Here is a 17,896-nt window from a genome sequence, read left to right as displayed (position 1 = left end):
TGTTGCCGCCTCCCGTCGCGGTCGCCGCTTCAGAAGTCCGCGCGCACGATCAGACTGACGTTGCGCCCCGGCATCAGCACGTCCTCCTTGTTGAGGGCGACCGCATTGCGCTGCGTGGTGTTGGTCAGGTTGTGTCCGACCAGCGCGACTTCCAGCCCCGGCCTGGCCGGCAGCAGCCGCCAGCCGACCTGCGCGTCGAGCGAGACGAAGCCCTTGGTGTCGGTTTCCGCTTCGGCGGTATCGTGTTGCGCGCCGGCGTACTTGAGCAGGAAACCGGCATCGACGCTGCCGCGTTCCCAGTCGAGTCCGCCGCCGACGTGATACGGCGGAATGCGCGGCACATTGCCGCCGCTGTCGAGTGTGGCGCGCACGTAATCGGCGAGCAGCCTGGCATCGAGCTTGCCGGCGCCGCCTTGGTACAGACCGATCGTGGCCTTGGCTTCGGCACCGCGGAAGGTCGCGTCCAGCTGCGTGTAATTCAGCTCCTTGAGCTCTTCCGAGTCGCCGACCACGCAGTTGTCGTCGTCATCGCAGGTGCGGCCGGTGAGCGCACCATAGATGTAGTTGTTGAACTTCGCAGCCCACACCGAGCCATCGAGTCGGACCTTGTCCATCCGCACGCGCATCGTCGCTTCCAGCGAATTGGAGCGTTCGATGCCGAGCGTCGGATCGCCGGTTTCGAAGGTGCCCGGCCCGTCATGCGGACCGCGTGCGAACAGCTCCGTCTGCGCCGGTGCGCGTGCGGTGCTCGACAGGGTCAGGCCGAAGCGGACGGCCTGCGAAGCGTCGGCGACCAGTCCGAGCGATGCGCTCAGCGGCGTGAAGTCGCGTGTGGTCGCGACATCGGTCGACGGCGTGCCGTCGACGCCGACACGTTCGACCCGCGCGCCGCTTTGCAGCCGCAGCCAGTCGGCGAGCGGAGCCTCGGTAAACGCGAACGCCGCGTAGCTTCGTGTCGTGGTCGGGAACAGATAATCCGAGTCCTCGCCGAGCGCCGAGAAATCGCGATGCTGCAGCTGCATGCCGAGCGCCGAACGCGAGAACGGGCCGATCGCGCCGAACAGCGCCTCCGCGCGGCTGTCCCAGGCCTTGTTGCGGAACGTCGAATTGACGCTGCCGTCCGGGTTGTTCTCGGTGTGCTGATAACTCGCGTAGCCGCCATCGACGGTCAGCGTCTGCAGCGCGCCGCTGTTGATCGCGAACGACGAACGCAGCAGCTCCTTGGTCTGCTTCATGTCGATGTAAACGGTGTCGGCGGGAATGCCGTACCTGGCGTCGTAGTGGATGACCGCGCCGCCGATGCGGCTCGCGTTGTCGTCACCGAAGAAGTACGAGCTGCCGACCGAGTAACCGTCGCCGTGGAAGAACGAATTGTCCTGCGTGCCGTGTGGCGTGTCGTAGTCGTCTGCGCGCCGGTCGAAGCCGTCGGCGTGCAGCGCGAACGAACCGACGCGGCCGTCGACCTCGCCCGCGCCCTGGCCGGTGTGGCCATTGCTGTCGTAGCTGCCGGTGACGTCGCCGGAGATCGGTGCTTCCGGCAGGTCCAGTGGCACGCGATTGTTGATCGCGTTGACGCCGCCGCCGATCGCCTGGCTGCCGTAGCGCAGGGTGCCGGCGCCGCGCACGACCTCGATGCTCTGCGCCGACATCGGATCGATCGGCACGCCGTGATCGGGGCCGATGTCGGAGACGTCGAAGCTGTCGATGCCGTCTTCGAGCACGCGCACGCGCGTCGCGTCGAAGCCGCGGATCACCGGCCGGCTGGCACCGGACGCGAAGCCGGTGCCGGTGACCCCCGGCACATTGGCGAGCGCGTCGGCCAGATTGGCGCCGCCGGCGCGCAGGATCTGTTCCTTGTCGACGCTGTCGACAACGGTGGCGAGCGCGTCGGCATCCTGCGTCAAAGGCGAGCCGGTGACGGTGACGGTGGCGATGTCGGCCGACGCCACATCGGTGCTGTCCGGGGTGATCGTTTTGTCGGCCGCGTAGCCGGGCGTCGCGAGGAAGGTCGAGGCAATGCAAGACACCACGCCGAGCAGGCGCGGTCGGAAAATCTGGGACATGAAAATCTCCAAATGAACACGGTGCGGCGCGCGCGTTGGCGCGCGCCGTTTTTGATTGACGGTGCGTTCAGTCGAAGGGCGTGGGTGGTCCGCGAATCCGGCAGCGCCGGCGCGGCGCATGGCAGACGATGGCGACGCCTGCGACCTGCAATCGCGGCGGGGCAGGGTGTTCGGGAACAAAACTCGAGCTGTCGCCGGCAATTTCGTTCTGGCCGACGTGATGCAGACACAGCTCGCAGACATGGCCGCTGAGCTTGGGTTGCCAGTGAATCTCGTCGTGCGCCACCAGTGCGCTGCGGCCGAGCAGCAGCATCACGGCCAGCAGGCCGTAGCGGATCACCCGGTGCGTCGCCCGACGAGACATGTTCGTCAGGACGCGCGCGGGCAGTCGACCCGGCCGGACGCCGGACCTGACTCGTCGAGTTCAGTGGAATGATGCAAACGCACTGCAGCCGCTCCGCGCAATGCATGGCCGTCGCAAACGCGCGAGCGGTCATGACCGGCCGTGGACAAACGGGAAAGCGACACCGCGTTCGCGGCGTCACGACCCGATCAGGTCACGCTAGGAGAGCAGCGAGGGTGGGGCGCGACTGTTCGGCCGCGCGTGCGGACGGCGGTCCGGCAGACCGGCGGGCGCCGCCACGGCGGCGATGACTTCGAAGTGCGGCAGGCTCGGCACGACCACCGCGACCGGCGGCATCGGCGCCGCGTGGGCGACCGCGCACAACTCGCAGTGCGCCGCCTCGGGAGCGGTCAGTTCATGCTGCGTGCTGTGAATCACCGCGACGAGCTGCGTCGCGAAGATCATCACCGCACAAAAGACATGAAAGAAATACCGCCGCTGCACGTGTTGTCGTCCCGGAAACCGGTGCCCGGACCGGGCAACCGCTGTCTAAAGTATCACAGTGCTCGATCCGGCTGCGCAGCCGGATTGCGTCGCCGCGATGCGGCTCGCAATGACGGGTATTCCAACTTCAAACCGGATCGGGAGACCGGTCATTGCCCGCGATGCGTGCGGCCAGCGCCAGAAAGAATTCGACGTACTGCGCATGCCCGTCGGCAAACACGAAATTCAGGCGCAGCGGGTCGTGTTCGTCGCTGATGTCCTGCACGGCAGCCCAGGGATCGTCCGCACGGCGCGCGAGCTGCGCGGCATCGACACCGGGTCGTTGCACTTCGCCGCGACTGCTGTCGACATACAGCACCGCATTGTCCGTCGCGAAGGCCTTGCCGAGATCCTGCACCAGCGTCAGGAAACCGCGGTCGCTGCCGCCGCGCAGCATCTGCGTCCGGCCATCGATCACGTGTGCCTGTGCGCTGACCGTGTCGCCGACGCCGACGAGGCGCGGCATCAGTGCCGGGTCGAAATGATCGATCGCCAGTTGCAACAGCGCGTCGTGATCGCGCGGCGCTGCGCGCGCGTGAAAATGCTCACCGAGCGGATAGCGGCCGGTCTGCGCGTGGTAGTAGCGATTGAGGATCACCAGCACGCCGACTTCCTTGACCGCGCCCTTGAGCATGAACTGGAAATCGTGGGTGCCGGCGCTGTCCGCGTCGCCGGGCTTCATGCGCTCGCCGCCGCGTTCGTCGCGGCCGAGGTTGGGCGCGTAGTGGACAAAGAACGCATCGCCCAGGCCGTCGCGCGCGGCATCGGCAAGCAACTGCTGCATGAAGGCTTCGACCTCGCCTTGCAGCTGCCGATAGCGCGACGGCCGATCGGACAGGCGCAGATGCAGATGGTTGAGATTGATCGTCGGCGACACCAGATTGTCGAGCACGGTGGCCTGCAGCAGCGTCGCGACTTCGGCGCCATCGAGATCGTAAGGCGCTGAGCACAGACGCGTGGCAAGAAACCGCGCCGCCCGTTCCGGTACCGCGCGCAGGAAGACCAGCTCGTGATCGCCGACGCCCGGATGCGTGACCGTGCCGTGTCGATCCTGCAATTGCACGCCGCCGCCGGCGAGGCCCGGCAGATAGCGGCCGGCCGCCTGATCCGGGGTTTCGAACGTGGCGGCGACAATCGCGTTCACGCCACGGCTGCCGATGTGTTCACCATTGGTCAGCACCTGGAAGCGCGTGCCGAGCGCGTGCGCGGCCTCGATATAGGCGCGGTCGATGACGCGCGTCAGCGGATCGCGCACCAGAGCCATGCAGACGCCGTCGAGGTCCTGGATGATCAGCAGCTTGTCGCTCGTCGCGAGCGTGTCCAGCAGCTGCACGTGGTCGGTCGAAAGCAGACTTTGACTCAGCATCATCCCTGCATTCTAACGACGCCGGCGACATCGCCGCCGCTCGCGTCGGCTCAGCGCATGCCGTCGCGGACCTTGGCGATGAAGTCGCGCATGTAGGGTTTGTCCGCGAGGCTCTCCGGCATTGCCGCATGCAGCTCGCACTTCAGGCCCTTGCTGCCCAGCGGTTTGCCGATCACGTAGCCACGTTCCAGATACGGCATCACGCTCCAGTCCGGCAGCGCGGCGATGCCGCGCCGGCTGGCGACCAGCTGCAGGATCGCCACCGTCAATTCCGCGTTGCGCCGCTTCGGTTTGATGCCTTTCGGGGCGAGGAAATGGCGCACGACATCGATCATCGCGTCGTCGACCGGATAGCTGATCAGCGTATCCGACAGAAAATCCCGAGGTGTCAGATGGTCGCGCTCGGCGAGCGGATGCTCGGGCGCGAGGATCGCCAGTGTCTCGTAGCTGAACAAATGCTCGGTGACGATGCCGGGCCGTCGCGCCGGCCGGTCGTGAATCACGGCGAAATCGCAAAGCCCCTGCTCGACCAGCGACATCGGTGCGGTCTGGAAGCCGCCGACCAGATCGAGTTCGACCTGCGGCCAGTGCTCGCGAAAGGCGTCCATGGCCGGCATCAGCCAGTCGAAGCAGGTGTGGCATTCGATGACGATGCGAAGTTCGCCGCTGCTGCCGGAGACGCGCTGCACGATCTCGCGCTCGGCCTCGCCCAGCTGCGCCAGCACGTCACGACCGAGCGCGACGAGCCGCGCACCGACCTGCGTGAAGCGCAGCGGCTTGGTATTGCGCTCGAACAGCGCGGTGCCGTAGTGGGTTTCCAGCGCCTTGAGCTGATGCGACAGGGCGGATTGCGTGACGAACACGCGATCGGCCGCCTTGGCGAGCGAGCCGCTGTCGGCGAGCGCGACCAGGGTCTGCAGATGACGGATTTCGAGCGGCGACTGGGCCATGTGGATGCCTATTAATTGAATTCATCAAAAACGGGAAAACGCTGAGATTGAATCATGGAAGCGGCGCGCTGACCATGACGGCCGGTTCTTTTCGTGAAGGTTCTGCCATGCCCGTTGCCCACATCCTCGGCTTTCCGCGCATCGGCGCACAGCGAGAACTGAAGACCGCCGTCGAGGCGCATTGGCGCGGCGCGCTCGACGAAGCGGGTCTGCACGAAGCGGCGCGCGCCCTGCGCCGGCGGCACTGGCAGCAGCAGCGCGATGCCGGACTCGACTTCGTCACGGTCGGCGACTTCGCGTTCTACGACCATCTGCACAACCTGACCGCGCTGGTCGGCGCGTCGCCGGCACGCTTCGGTGTCGGTCCGTCGCCTGGCCTTGCCGACTATTTCGCGATGGCGCGCGGCACGCCCGAACAGCCGGCGCTGGCGATGAAGAAATGGTTCGACACCAACTATCACTATCTGGTGCCGGAACTCGCGGCGGACACGCGCTTTGCGCTGAATCGCGACTGGCTGCTGCCGGAAGTGCGCGAGGCACAGGCGCTCGGCCATCGAATCAAGGTCGTCCTGCCGGGGCCGTTGACCTGGCTGTGGCTGGGCGAAGCCGAGGCCGGCCTCGACAAGCTCGCGCTGCTGTCGCTGCTGCTCAATGTCTACTGGGTCCTGCTTGCGGAACTGAAGACGCTTGGCGTCGAATGGGCGCAGCTCGACGAGCCGATACTGTCCCTCGATCTGCCGGCGGACTGGCGGCAGGCCTTCGTGACGAGCTATGGCGAGCTCGCCGGCGCCGGACCGCAGCTGCTGCTGGCGACCTACTTCGGCGATGTCAGCGAGCATGCGGCAATGCTGCGCGCGCTGCCGCTCGCAGGCCTGCATCTCGATCTGGTCCGTGCGCCGCAGCAGCTCGCGCAGTTCGTCGATGAATGGCCGCAGGATCGGGTGCTGTCGCTCGGCATCGTCGACGGCCGCAATCTCTGGCGCACGGATCTCGCTGCGGCATTGACGACGCTGCATGCCGCGCAGGCCGCGCTTGGCGAGCGGCTGTGGATCGCGACCTCTTGCTCGCTGCAGCACGTGCCGACCGACCTGCGGCTGGAGCGGCGACTCGAACCGCGCATCCGCAACTGGATGGCGTTCGCGGTGCAGAAGCTCGACGAGCTGGCGTTGCTCAAGCGCGCCTTGCGCGACGGCGAGGGCTCGGTCTGGCGCGAGCTGCACGTCGCGGCCAGCGCGATCGCCGATCGTCGCCGGGCGCCGAGCACGCAGGTAGCCGCCGTGCGTGCGCGCGTCGCCGCTCTGAAGCCCGAACACGCGCGCCGTGCCACGCCGTTTGCGACACGTCATGTCGCGCAGCAGGCACAGCTGCGACTGCCGAAGCTGCCGACGACGACGATCGGATCGTTCCCGCAGACCGACGAAATCCGTGCTGCCCGCGCAGCTTGCAAGGCCGGCACGCTGGACGCAGCGGACTATCGCACGGCGATGCAGGCGGAAATCCGCAGCGTGGTCGAACGACAGGAAGCGCTCGGCATCGACGTGCTGGTGCACGGCGAGCCGGAACGCAATGACATGGTCGAATACTTCGGCGAGCAACTCGACGGCTACACGTTCACGCAGAACGGCTGGGTGCAGAGCTACGGCTCGCGCTGCGTGAAGCCGCCGGTGATCCACGGCGACGTCTCGCGGCCGTGCGCGATGACCGTCGAGTGGTCGACCTACGCACAGTCACTCACCGACCGACCGATGAAGGGCATGCTGTCCGGCCCGCTGACCATGCTGTTCTGGAGTTTCGTGCGCGACGATCTGCCGAAACGCGAGGTCGCACTGCAGCTGGCGCTGGCGTTGCGCGACGAAGTGGTCGATCTGGAAGCGGCGGGCATTCGCATCATCCAGATCGACGAACCGACGATCCGCGAGGGGTTGCCGCTGAAGCAGGCCGACCGGCCGGCCTATCTGGAATGGGCCGTGCAGGCGTTCCGCATCACGGCCTCGGGCGTGCGCGACGAGACGCAGATCCACACGCACATGTGCTACTCGGAGTTCAACGACATCCTGCCGGCGATCGCCGCAATGGACGCCGACGTCATTACCATCGAGACCTCGCGAGCGCGCATGAAACTGCTGGATGCCTTCGCTGATTTCCGCTATCCGAACGACATCGGCCCCGGCCTCTACGACATCCACTCGCCGCGTGTGCCGACGCGCGAGGAGATGACGGCCTTGCTGGACAAGGCGCTCGCCGTGCTGCCGGCCGATCGACTGTGGATCAACCCAGACTGCGGATTGAAGACTCGGGGCTGGCCGGAAACCGAGGCGGCGCTGACGCGAATGGTCGCGACCGCACGTGCGGCGCGCGCGACGCTGGCGGACGCGACGCCCGCCTGAAGTCGCGGGCGCGGATGATCACCGAGCGACGAGCATTTCCGCGAGCGCGACGACCGACCGCGGCGCCGAGCCCTCGGCCTTGTTGCCGAGCGTGACGTAGGCGGCGTGGCCGGCGGCGACGGTGCCGGCGATCACGCGCGCCAGCGTCGTGCGCGTTTCCGGATCCGGATCGACGAGCGTGTTGAAGTCGCCGTAGAGTTGCTTCGCGGCTTCATAGCCGTAGGCGCCGTGGCGACGATGCAGGTTCCAGCGACAGACCAGCGGCCCGGGCCACAGCGCGCGCAGAATCGGCAACTGGTCTTCGATCGTCGGCATCTTCGCGTGCAGACCGAGGCAGTACGTCGCGCCGCCCGCGCGCAGCGTTGCCGCGAAGTCGGGGCCGAGCCACGCCGGATCGCGGACCTCGACGGCGACGATCGCGTCCGGTGCAAGGTCACGCAGCGCCGGCAGTGCGCGCAGCATCGTGCCGAGCCGACACAGCAGCGCATTCCGATCGCGCAGCAACACGTCCGGCACCGGGCTGATCTGGAACACCAGCGCACCGAGTCTGTCGCGCAGCCCGTCGCGCGCCGGTTCGGCGAAAATCCGCGAGGCGAGCAGCGGATCGAGAAAGTCCGGATTGAGTGCGATGCCACGGCCTTGCTCGTCGCGGCGCAGCGCGTCGGCGATCAGACCCGGTGCCTTGACGACGAAGCGGAAGTCGTCCGGCACCTGCGCGGCGTAAGCGGCGTACTGGGCGGCGTCGAGCGGCCGGTAGAACGCGCGGTCGAGGCTGACGCTGCGCAGAAGCGGGTGCTGTGCATACGCACGCAGGCCCTGTTTCGACAGCTTCTGCGGCGAATACTCCCCGGCCCAGACGCTGCCGATCCAGCCCGGATAATTCCACGACGAAGTGCCGAGCCGCAGCGATGCCGGCAGCGCGTCGCGCAGCGCCTGCAGCGCCGGTGCGTGCGCCGCGGCATCGACGCCGCGCCGACGAGCCGGTTTGCGCCGTGCCGCATCGCGTGCCGCGTCGCCGCCATCATCGCCGAACAGCGAATCCTGCATCGCGATCAGCGCAGGCGCGCGACGATCGCATCCTCGTCGACCTTCGCGAAGCCGACCGACAGCGCGCCGTCGCGATCGATCACCGGCCGCCTGACCAGCGACGGCTCGCGCGCGAGCAGCGCGGCGGCGTCGGTTGTCGTCAGGCCGGCGCGTTTCGCGTCGTCGAGTTTGTGCCAGGTTGTCCCCTTGCGGTTGACGACGGCATCGACACCGAGCGCATCGATCCAGCGCTGTGCGAGTTCATGGCTCAGGCGATCGCGCTTGAAGTCGTGGAAGCGATACGCGATGCCTTCCGCGTCGAGCCGCTTGCGCGCACGTTGTACCGTGTCGCAGTTCTTGATGCCGTAGAGCGTGATCACGCGTCGCGCGCCGGCACGTCGTCGCTTTGCGCGGCGGCGGCATCCGCGGCCGGCACGCCGTAGTACTGCACGCCGAGGTGAATGCGGTCGCGGCCCTGCGCGCGGCGATGACGATTGGTGTCGCGCAGCGAGTAGACGCAGCCGCAGTATTCCTGCTGGTAGAAGTTCTCGCGCTTGGCGATCTCGATCATGCGCGCCGAACCGCCTTTCTTGCGCCAGTTGTAATCCCAGTAACGCATCTCCGGATAACGCGCGGCGGCGCGATCACCGCAGCCGTTGATCTGCTCCATGTTCTTCCAGCGCGAGATGCCGAGCGAGCTGCTGATCAGCGAATAGCCGTGCTCGTGCGCGTACAGCGCGGTGCGCTCGAAACGCATGTCGAAACACATCGTGCAGCGCACGCCGCGTTCCGGTTCGTTCTCCATGCCCCTGGCGCGCGCGAACCAGTTGTCGGTGTCGTAGTCGGCGTCGATGAACGGCACATCGTGCTTCTCGGCGAAGCGGATGTTCTCCTGCTTGCGCAGCTCGTATTCCTTGAGCGGATGGATATTCGGGTTGTAGAAGAAGATCGCGTAGTCGATGCCCGACGCGTGGATCGCTTCCATTACCTCGCCCGAACACGGCGCGCAGCAGGAATGCAGCAGCAGCTTGTCGCGGCTGCGGTCGTAGCCTTCCGGCAGGTCGAGTTGCGGACGGATGTATTCGCTCATGGCCCTTATTGTACCGGCGGCCTGCCTTGCGGTGCGCCGCTTGCGCAGGCACGCGAAGCGCGCCCCTCGTCGGCACCGCGCGGAGCGCGTTGACGGCAACGGTCGTTCGCGCGGCCGTCCGTCGAAAACCGTCGCTGTGTCAGCGCCTCGTGCAGCGGCATACGACATGCAGCGTCTGGAAGGCGGAACGACTCCGGATGCTTTCGTCAGCTACGCGGGGTTCGCCCGCCACGCGACCGTCACATGGCAGATTGACACCGCCTTCAGCGGCGCGACGGTGGACGGCTGCGCGTTCTCCGGACAGTTCGGCCCCGACGCGGACGGTCGCCTGTACGCGCTGCAGGTCAGTACCATTGCGTCGGAGCCGTCCCCGGAGAACCCGGACGCCGCGAGCTGTGTCGGTGAGCGCTGCACCGGCATCGGGTATCCGCAGACGGGAACCAGCGTCGTGATCATGGTCGCGACCAATGCGCGCGAAGACGACAGCTTTGCAGCCACCGTTCCGGCGCGGATCGTCCATAGCGTCAACAGGCCCTGGCTGATGTGCGTGCGGGCGCAGGCCCGGTGTTCGGGTCTGCGCCCGCGCACTGCAACCGGCCTATTCCGTCGGAACCTCGCCGAAGTCGATGTTGATCGGCGTCAGCACGGTGTCGATCAGCGCCTTGTTGACGGTTTCCTGGCTGCCGTCGAAGCCGAGCACGCTCAGGCCGGGCGCGGCGTCGCTGGTGCGCGCGACCCACAGCTGGCCGTCCGGATCGACGGCCAGGGCACCGAGATCGCGGTTGGCAAAGTCGTTGACGGCAACCGGCGCGATCGTCGTCGCGCCCGGGTCGATGCGATACAGGGTCTGGTCGGTGTCGCCGTAGCCGTTGCTGCCGACGAAGTACGCGCGATGCGCATCGACGACCGCCAGCGCGTCGAACTGTCCGTACGCGTGCGTGTCGGCATCGCCGTCGTCGAGCGCGAGCGTTGCCGTGTCGCTGTCGGTGTCGAGGCGGACGAGTCCGCCGTTGTACGGCGGAACGTAGTCGGGATAGCTGCCGTAGGCACCGGATGCGCTGATCAGCAGCGTGTCGGTGCCCGGTACCGCGACGATCGCCGACGGATTGAATACCGGCAGTTCGATGCCCTTGAGTCCGTCGCTGCCCTTGCCGGTGTCGACTTCGGTGTCGGTCGCGGTGTCGATCACGGCGACGTAGCCGTCCTGGGTCGCGTCGTAGTTCTGCAGGCGCTGCATCAGCACGTAGAGCTTGCCGTTCTTGATCAGGCCGGCGGCCATCTCCGGCACGCCGTCGCTGTCGTAGGCCGACAGATCGATCTCGCCGGTCTTGAAGTTCGCTTCGCTGCCGGCTGACGGATTGACGATCCACAGCGTGCCCGAGCCGTAGCGCAGCAGGTAGGCCTTGGTCGGACTGGCGACGATCAGATCGTAGGGATTGCTCTGTTCGCCGTCGCTGTCGTTGGTGGAGTAGGTCCACACCGGTGTCGCCGGATCGGCCGCGTCGTAGCGTGCGATCTGGTTGCTGCCATAGCGCTTGAAGACAAAGTAGTGATCACCGTCGGCACGCACGGCGATGTCGGAAATCGTCGAGTCGAGTCCGTTGCGGGCGGTGAACGGCGCGGTGGTGTCGATCAGCGAGATCGCACCGCTGCCGTAGTCCGGCGCGCGTGTGGCGACGACGGCGACATGCGTCAGGCTGTCGCCGGCGTTGTCGCCATGGCCGCCGCCGCAGGCGGCGAGCAGCAGGCCCGGGATCAGCAGCAGACAGGTTTTCAGCTTCATCGGTAGGTCCCTTCGGTCGGTGGTTCGGGTGGGGTGGAGTCGGCAGCCCCGGCGGCGCTGCCCGGATAACTCAGCGACAGCAGCCATTGCCGTCCCGGGGTCGGGTAGCCGTTGAACTGTTCGGAGTGCTGGTCGCCGAGATTCAGCGCCTGCAGCGACCAGCCGAGTGCGCCGAGTGCGCCGCGTACGCCGAGGTCATGGCGCTGCATGGCCGGCGTCTTCAGCAGGTTGGGGCTGTCGTAGTACGCGCCGGCCTCGAAGCGGAACGCATAGTGAAAGATCAGGCCCCGCCAGGCGCGTTCGATGCGCGCATTGATCTGTGTTTCGAAGCGGCCGGGCAGTTGCCTGCCGCGCGTCGCGCGCACGTCGCTGCGGTCTTCGGTGTGTTGCCAGGTGCCGCCGAGTTGCCAGCCGAAGCCGGCGACGCTGCCGGCGCTGTCGAGTTCGGCACCGTAGATCAGCGCATGCGAAGTGTTGATCGAATGGCCCACACCCTGCGCGTCATAGGTCGGGCTGATCGCATCATGCAGGTCCTGGCCGAACAGTGTCAGTTCGAGCCGCTGCAGGTGTTCGCCCGGCCGGCAGCGCACGCCGAGATCGCCGTAGTTCGCGGTCTCCGGATCGAGCGCCGGATTGCCCTTGAACAGGCCGCGGTCGCCATAGCGTTCGAAGAAGGTCGGCAGGCGCTGACGCCGGCCGAGATTGATCGCCGCCAGGCAGCTGTCGAATTGCTGGCTGGCGCCGATCGCCGGTTCGAGCTGCCAGCGATCGTCCTGGCGGCCGGCGCTGCCGTCACGCGACCAGCCGGTGATCAGGCTGGCGTTGTAGCGGCGAAGATCGCCGATCTGCGCGGCGACGCCGTTGCGGATGCCGAAACGACGCGCGCTGGCGGTCGGCACGCTGGCGATGTGATCGTCCGCCGAGTAGTCGATGTACTCGCTGCTCAGGCTGTCCTGCAGCTGTTCGAAGCGGCGGCCGACGCTGAGCAGCGTGCGTCGTGTGTCGGACTGCGTTTCCTGTGCGCCGAGCCCGATCTGGCTGTGCGGATCGCGATAGTCCTCGCGCGTGACGCGGTGCGAGAGCGCCGCCTGCCAGAGCGCCTCTTCCGGCGTGCTCAGCGACAAGGCATAGGAATGCGTGTCGAGCTGGGCGTCCGCGCTGTGACTGTTGGCGTGATCCGGCAGCTGCTGCATGTCGTCGACCACATGCGCGGTGATCTCCAGCGGGCCGCGGTAACGCAGCAGGCCGTAGTACTGGCTGGTAGCCGCGTTCTGTCGGCGCTCGCTGTCGGTCCGGTCCGGATCGTCGGGATCGAACGGCTTGAACTTGTTGACGAAGTGGAAGTCGTTGTCGGCGGCCTGCCCGCCGAGCGCGAGCTGCACGTCGTCGCCGAGCTGTGCCGCGACGTCGTACTGCCGTGCGCCGAAGCTGCCGACACTGCCGGCGTAGACCACCGGCGCCGCCAGCGCGCGCCGCGTGCGCAGATTGATGGTGCCGGCCAGACCGCTGCCGAGCGCGACCGGCACGCGCCCTTCATAGACGTCGACGCGGTCGAGCAGCAGCGGGCTGACCAGCGACAGCGAAGTCGCGTCGCCGCCGCCGGTATCGAGCGGCAGGCCGTCGAGCAGGACGCGCACCTGGCGACCGCTGCTGCCACGCAGGCTGGCCTCGCTGTAGCTGCCGAGTCCGCCGCTGCTGCGCACCTGCACGCCGGGCAGCGCGGCGAGCAGATCGGCGAGGCTGCTGGCGCCGAGCGGCGCGACCGGCACGCGGATGACGACGCCGCTGTCCTGCAATTCGCTGCGCTCGCCGATCACGGTGACCGTCGGCAGTTCGTTCGGCGCGTCGTCGGCGCGCGCTGCCAGCGGCCAGCCGGCGCACAGCGCCAGAACGACGGGAATCCCGCGTGCGTGAAGATGTCGAATCGCTGCCACGAACCGTCCCGCTGAACGACAGACAGGCCGTGGTCGGCGTGGCAAACCGCCACACCCGCTGAGTCGCCCGCCGCGACCACGGAACATGAACGCAGGCCGGTCTCCGGACTCGTGGGTTTGGATTGGCGGCGCCTTCCCGGACGGTTCGTCCAGTGGCGGTGTGCCGCGTATCCCACTTACCGTTGCGGGGGCAGTGTTCGCTTGCAGGGACACAGCGGCCCCTTACGAACTTCCCGTTTCACCGTCCGGCCGAGCGGCCTTCAGGCACCTGCGATCGCGCCCATTCTAGGCGCAAACAAGCGGAAATGCCCGCCGGCGGCCGCGCTCGCACAAATGGGTGAGGCAGACTCACCAGCGACCGGGCACGCTCGTCGCCTGTCCCCATTCGCAATTTCCGCGCGCCATTTGCGCAGTGAACGCAACGCAGGAGCGAGCATGTCCGAGGCCGTCGAAAATCCCGTGCTGGTCGAGCGCCGCGGCGCCGTCTGCTGGATCACGATCAATCGCGAGGCGCGCCGCAATGCGCTCAACGAGGGGGTTGTGCGGACGATCGATCAGGCGATCGACGCCGCGACCCGGGACGGCGAGTCGCGCGCCATCGTCATCACCGGCATCGGCGACAAGGCGTTCTGCGCCGGTGCCGATCTCGCGAAGGGCACCCAGGGCTTCGCATTCGCCGTCGACTTCGCACGGCCGAAGCACTACATCGTCGATCTGTTCAAGCGTCTGCAGGAATGCACGCTGCCGGTCATCGCCCGTGTCAACGGTCATGTCATGGCCGGCGGCTTCGGTCTGCTCTGCGCCTGCGACATGGCGATCGCCGCCGATGACATCCGCATCGGCACGACCGAAGCGAAGATCGGCGTCACGCCGATGATGATCCTGCCGTACATGCTGCGCGTGCTGCCGCCGCGCAAGCTGCAGGAGATGTGCATCACCGGCGAACAGTTCACGGCCGCCGAGGCGTTGCAGTGGGGCGTCGTCAATTACGTCGTGCCGCGCGCCGAACTCGATGCCAGGCTCGACTGGCTGCTCGCCCGCATCATCGACAAGTCGCCGACCGCGATCCGCCTCGGCAAGCAGGCCTACAACGCGATGCGCGACATGGGCCTGCGCGAGTCGCTCGAATACGCGCAAGCGATGGTGCCGGTGATGTCGTCGACCGAAGACGCCAGGGAAGGCATGGCCGCCTTCCAGGAAAAGAGGGCGGCGCAGTTCACGGGCAACTGATTGCGCTTGAATCGTCCACCAACCGTTCATGCCGAGTAGGCCCGCGACGCGGGGCGTATCGAGGCACGCGCCGTCCCTCGATACGCCGCGACGCGGCTACTCGGGATGAGCGGGAGTCGGAGTGAAAAGATGAAAGACCAAATTCGCATCGGCTGCGGCGCCGGCTTCTGGGGTGATTCGGCGGAAGGGCCGAAGCAGCTCGTCGAGTCCGGCGAGATCGACTACCTCGTGCTCGATTATCTGGCCGAGATCACCATGTCGCTGCTCGCCAAGGCGCGCGCCAAGGACCCGAACGCCGGTTACGCCACCGATCTGCCGTCGGTCGTCGCCAGCCTCGCCACTGGACTCAAGACCGGCGGCATCAAGCTCGTCACCAATGCCGGCGGCGTCAATCCGCAGGCCTGCAAGGCGGCGATCGAGGACAAGCTCAAGGCGCTCGGCATCGAGCTGAAGATCGCCATCGTCACCGGCGACGATCTGCTGCCGCGAGCCGCCGAGTTCGCCGACGTGAAGGAGATGTTCAGCGGCCAGCCGATGCCGGCCAGGCTGTGGAGCATGAATGCGTACCTCGGCGCGTTCCCGATCGCCGCCGCGCTCGATGCCGGCGCCGACATCGTGCTGACCGGCCGCTGCGTCGATAGCGCGATCGTGCTCGGGCCGCTGATTCACGAATTCGGCTGGGCCGCCGACGACTACGACAAGCTCTCGGCCGGCAGTCTGGCCGGCCACATCATCGAGTGCGGCGCGCAGGCCACCGGCGGCGCGAGCACCGATTGGCAGTTGGTCGCGCAGGACTGGGACCGCATGGGCTTCCCGATCGCGATCTGCAAGGCGGACGGCAGCTTCATCACCACCAAGCCGGCGAACACCGGCGGGCGTGTCACGCCGGAAACGATCGCCGAACAGATCGTCTACGAAATCGGCGATCCGGCCGCGTATCTGCTGCCCGACGTCTGCTGCGACTGGCGCGACGTGCAACTCCGGCAGGTCGGCGAGAACCGGGTCGAGGTCAGCGGCGCGCGCGGTCGCGCACCGAGCGATCAGTACAAGGTTTCGGCGACGTATCAGGATGGTTTCCGCAGCAGCGCGACGATGATGATCGGCGGCGTCGATGCCGTGCGCAAAGCCGAGGCCGTCGGTGCCGCGATCCTCAAGCGCACGCGCACGCTGTTCGCGGCGCGCGGGCTCGCCGACTACACGCGCACCGATGTCGAAGTGCTGGGCAGCGAAGCGAACTGGGGCACGAATGCGCGCCGCCGCGACGCGCGTGAAGTGATCCTGAAGATCGGCGTGCAACATGCCGACAAGGCCGCGCTCGACATCTTCGGCCGCGAATTCATTCCGCCGGCAACGGCAATGGTGCAGGGCATCACCGGCTTCGCCGGCGGCCGGCCGACACCGACGCCGCGCGTCACGCTGTTCTCATGCCTGGTGCCGAAGTCCAGCGTGAACATCGAAATCGACGGCCGGGCTTTCTCCCTCGCCGTGCCGAGCGGGGAGAGGGGCGCCGGATCGGGCGATGCTGCATCAAGTCCTGCGCGGCAGCCCCCTCACCCCGATCCTCTTGCCCACGGAGGAGAGGGAACCAGGACCGTCCCGCTGATCGCGCTCGCCTACGGCCGCTCCGGCGACAAGGGCGATGCCGCCAACATCGGCGTGCTCGCGCGCAAGCCCGAATATGTCGCGATCCTGCGCGCGCAGCTGACTGCCGATGCGGTGAAACAGTACTTCGCCCATTTCGCGAAAGGGCCGGTCGAGCGTTTCGAAATTCCCGGTCTGCACGGTTTCAACTTCCTGATGCACAACGCGCTCGGCGGTGGCGGCACGGCGAGCCTGCGCTATGACCCGCAGGGCAAGATGCTGGCGCAGATCCTGATGGACTTTCCGATGCAGGTGCCGGCGGACCTGCTGTCGTGAACGTCAGGAGCCGCGCAGGTCGGGAGCAGCGCAGCGTATCCCGTCGCCCGCATGCATCCGGCGCGCGCAGGGTGGCATGCGCCCGTCCTGCGGAGTCGGGATCGGCGTGCGCGGCATGATCGCCAGACCGCAGGCAGCGAGGATGACGCGCGACGAGCGGGTCGCCGACATCCTGCAGGCCGCGCGCGACGTGTTCTGCGAGAAGGGCTACGAGCCGACGGCGGTTTCCGAAATCGCCGCGCGCATCGGCGTCGTCGAAGGCACGATCTACAAGTACTTCGCGAGCAAACGCGAACTGCTGCTGAAAGTTCTCGAACACTGGTACGAGGAAATGTTCGGCGACTACGCGCGCGACCTTGCTGCCATCAAGGGTGCGCGCGCCCGGCTGCACCTGCTGATCTGGCGCCATCTGCGCTCGGTACGCGACTACCCGCTGCTGTGCCGCCTGATGTTTCGCGAAGTGCATGGCGAATCCGACTATCACGGCTCGGGTCTGCATGCGATGAATCGCCAGTACACGCAGTTCCTCATCGACGTGATCGAAGAAGGCCGCGCCAGCGGCGAGTTCCGCACCGACCTGCCGACCGCGCTGCTGCGCGACATGGTGTACGGCGCCACTGAACACCACAGCTGGCCCTACCTCAGAAAATCCGCCGCAGTCCGCGCCGAACGCGGCGCCGCCAGTGGTCATGTCACGCTCGACATCGACGTGCTTGCGGAACAGATCACCTCGATTCTCTGTGACGGCATCAGCCGTCGCGACGCGCCTGCGTCACCACTCGAAACGCCTTTCAGGAAGCGGGCAACCCGCAACAGGAGCAGCGCATGACCGCGCCCACGCAAACCCCCTGGCCATTCCATACCGTACTGGTCGCCAACCGCGGCGAGATCGCGGTGCGCGTGCTGCGCACGGTGCAGAAGCTCGGTCTGAAAGGCGCGGTGGTCTACCACGCCGCGGACCGCGGCACGCTGGCCGTGAAGATGGCGGACGTCGCGATCGAGATCAGCGGCAGCACGCCGGTGGCCTCGTATCTCGACGGCGCGCAGATCATTGCCGCGGCCACGTCCTGCGGCGCCGGCGCGATCCATCCGGGCTACGGCTTCCTGTCCGAGAACAAGGGCTTCTGCGAGGCGGTGGAAGCCGCCGGCATCCGCTTCATCGGCCCGACACCGCAGCAGATCGACCTGATGGGCGACAAGGTGCGCGCGCGCAACTTCGTCGAGAAGGCCGGCTTCCCGGTCGCGCCGTCGGCGATCGAGGATG

15 protein-coding genes and 1 riboswitch are annotated in these 17,896 nt (G+C 67.2%); of the genes, 5 read left to right on the top strand and 10 right to left on the bottom strand.

What is annotated here, in order from left to right:
* Positions 1-29: 29 nt before the first annotated feature.
* The 5 genes from G7Y85_RS16470 to G7Y85_RS16450 all read right to left on the bottom strand — a co-directional run bounded on the left by G7Y85_RS16470 (position 30) and on the right by G7Y85_RS16450 (position 5,265).
* On the bottom strand, positions 30-2,063 hold the full coding sequence (locus G7Y85_RS16470; RefSeq protein ID WP_166259835.1) for a TonB-dependent receptor: 2,034 nt from the start codon (positions 2,061-2,063) through the stop codon (positions 30-32).
* A 67-nt stretch (positions 2,064-2,130) separates the two neighbouring features.
* Entirely contained in the window at positions 2,131-2,427 is a 297-nt protein-coding gene (locus G7Y85_RS16465; protein WP_166259832.1) for a hypothetical protein, read from the bottom strand.
* 198 nt (positions 2,428-2,625) lie between these two features.
* On the bottom strand, positions 2,626-2,910 hold the full coding sequence (locus G7Y85_RS16460; protein ID WP_166259830.1) for a DUF2946 family protein: 285 nt from the start codon (positions 2,908-2,910) through the stop codon (positions 2,626-2,628).
* Positions 2,911-3,037: 127 nt separating this feature from the next.
* The gene (gene stpA, locus G7Y85_RS16455) at positions 3,038-4,318 is read right to left on the bottom strand and encodes a glucosylglycerol 3-phosphatase (protein WP_166259827.1); all 1,281 of its coding nucleotides are present in this window, start codon (positions 4,316-4,318) and stop codon (positions 3,038-3,040) included.
* Positions 4,319-4,365: 47 nt separating this feature from the next.
* Positions 4,366-5,265: a LysR family transcriptional regulator gene (locus G7Y85_RS16450; RefSeq protein ID WP_166259824.1), complete on the bottom strand. Its 900-nt coding sequence runs from the start codon at positions 5,263-5,265 to the stop codon at positions 4,366-4,368.
* A gap of 107 nt (positions 5,266-5,372) precedes the next feature.
* Here G7Y85_RS16450 and metE point away from each other — a divergent pair, with 107 nt between their 5' ends.
* Positions 5,373-7,652 (top strand): 5-methyltetrahydropteroyltriglutamate--homocysteine S-methyltransferase, encoded by a 2,280-nt coding sequence (gene metE / locus G7Y85_RS16445; protein WP_166259822.1) that lies wholly within the window; start codon positions 5,373-5,375, stop codon positions 7,650-7,652.
* Positions 7,653-7,670: 18 nt separating this feature from the next.
* Here the strand turns inward: metE and G7Y85_RS16440 are convergent, their stop codons facing one another.
* The 5 genes from G7Y85_RS16440 to G7Y85_RS16420 all read right to left on the bottom strand — a co-directional run bounded on the left by G7Y85_RS16440 (position 7,671) and on the right by G7Y85_RS16420 (position 13,485).
* Positions 7,671-8,699 carry a DUF72 domain-containing protein gene (locus tag G7Y85_RS16440; protein WP_166259819.1) on the bottom strand — a complete coding sequence of 343 codons (1,029 nt, stop codon included), beginning with the start codon at positions 8,697-8,699 and terminating at the stop codon, positions 7,671-7,673.
* Positions 8,700-8,704: 5 nt separating this feature from the next.
* Positions 8,705-9,058, bottom strand: coding sequence for a Spx/MgsR family RNA polymerase-binding regulatory protein (locus G7Y85_RS16435; RefSeq protein ID WP_166259816.1), 354 nt, complete (start codon positions 9,056-9,058; stop codon positions 8,705-8,707).
* Positions 9,055-9,768 (bottom strand): epoxyqueuosine reductase QueH, encoded by a 714-nt coding sequence (locus tag G7Y85_RS16430; protein WP_166259813.1) that lies wholly within the window; start codon positions 9,766-9,768, stop codon positions 9,055-9,057. Before G7Y85_RS16430 ends, G7Y85_RS16435 begins: the two co-directional genes overlap by 4 nt.
* Before the next feature lie 598 nt (positions 9,769-10,366).
* Positions 10,367-11,551, bottom strand: a complete 1,185-nt coding sequence (locus G7Y85_RS16425; protein ID WP_166259810.1) for an NHL repeat-containing protein — start codon at positions 11,549-11,551, stop codon at positions 10,367-10,369.
* On the bottom strand, positions 11,548-13,485 hold the full coding sequence (locus G7Y85_RS16420; protein WP_166259807.1) for a TonB-dependent receptor plug domain-containing protein: 1,938 nt from the start codon (positions 13,483-13,485) through the stop codon (positions 11,548-11,550). Before G7Y85_RS16420 ends, G7Y85_RS16425 begins: the two co-directional genes overlap by 4 nt.
* Positions 13,486-13,562: 77 nt before the next feature.
* Positions 13,563-13,772: riboswitch (cobalamin riboswitch) on the bottom strand.
* A gap of 148 nt (positions 13,773-13,920) precedes the next feature.
* On the opposite strand from G7Y85_RS16420, the gene G7Y85_RS16415 reads away from it, so the two are divergent.
* The 4 genes from G7Y85_RS16415 to G7Y85_RS16400 form a co-directional block, all read left to right on the top strand.
* Positions 13,921-14,715, top strand: coding sequence for an enoyl-CoA hydratase-related protein (locus G7Y85_RS16415; protein ID WP_166259804.1), 795 nt, complete (start codon positions 13,921-13,923; stop codon positions 14,713-14,715).
* A gap of 129 nt (positions 14,716-14,844) precedes the next feature.
* Positions 14,845-16,632: an acyclic terpene utilization AtuA family protein gene (locus G7Y85_RS16410; RefSeq protein ID WP_166259801.1), complete on the top strand. Its 1,788-nt coding sequence runs from the start codon at positions 14,845-14,847 to the stop codon at positions 16,630-16,632.
* A gap of 115 nt (positions 16,633-16,747) precedes the next feature.
* Positions 16,748-17,461: a TetR/AcrR family transcriptional regulator gene (locus tag G7Y85_RS16405; protein WP_166259797.1), complete on the top strand. Its 714-nt coding sequence runs from the start codon at positions 16,748-16,750 to the stop codon at positions 17,459-17,461.
* Positions 17,458-17,896, top strand: a 439-nt coding sequence (locus tag G7Y85_RS16400) for a biotin carboxylase N-terminal domain-containing protein (RefSeq protein ID WP_277817192.1), incomplete at its 3' end; no start/stop codon positions are given. The genes G7Y85_RS16405 and G7Y85_RS16400, both read left to right, overlap by 4 nt.

The sequence above is a fragment of the Solimonas terrae genome (assembly GCF_011067135.1).
Taxonomy (GTDB): Bacteria; Pseudomonadota; Gammaproteobacteria; order Nevskiales; family Nevskiaceae; genus Solimonas; species Solimonas terrae.
The sequence above is the reverse complement of the archived record's forward strand: the minus strand, read 5'-3'. Positions and strand labels throughout refer to the sequence as shown.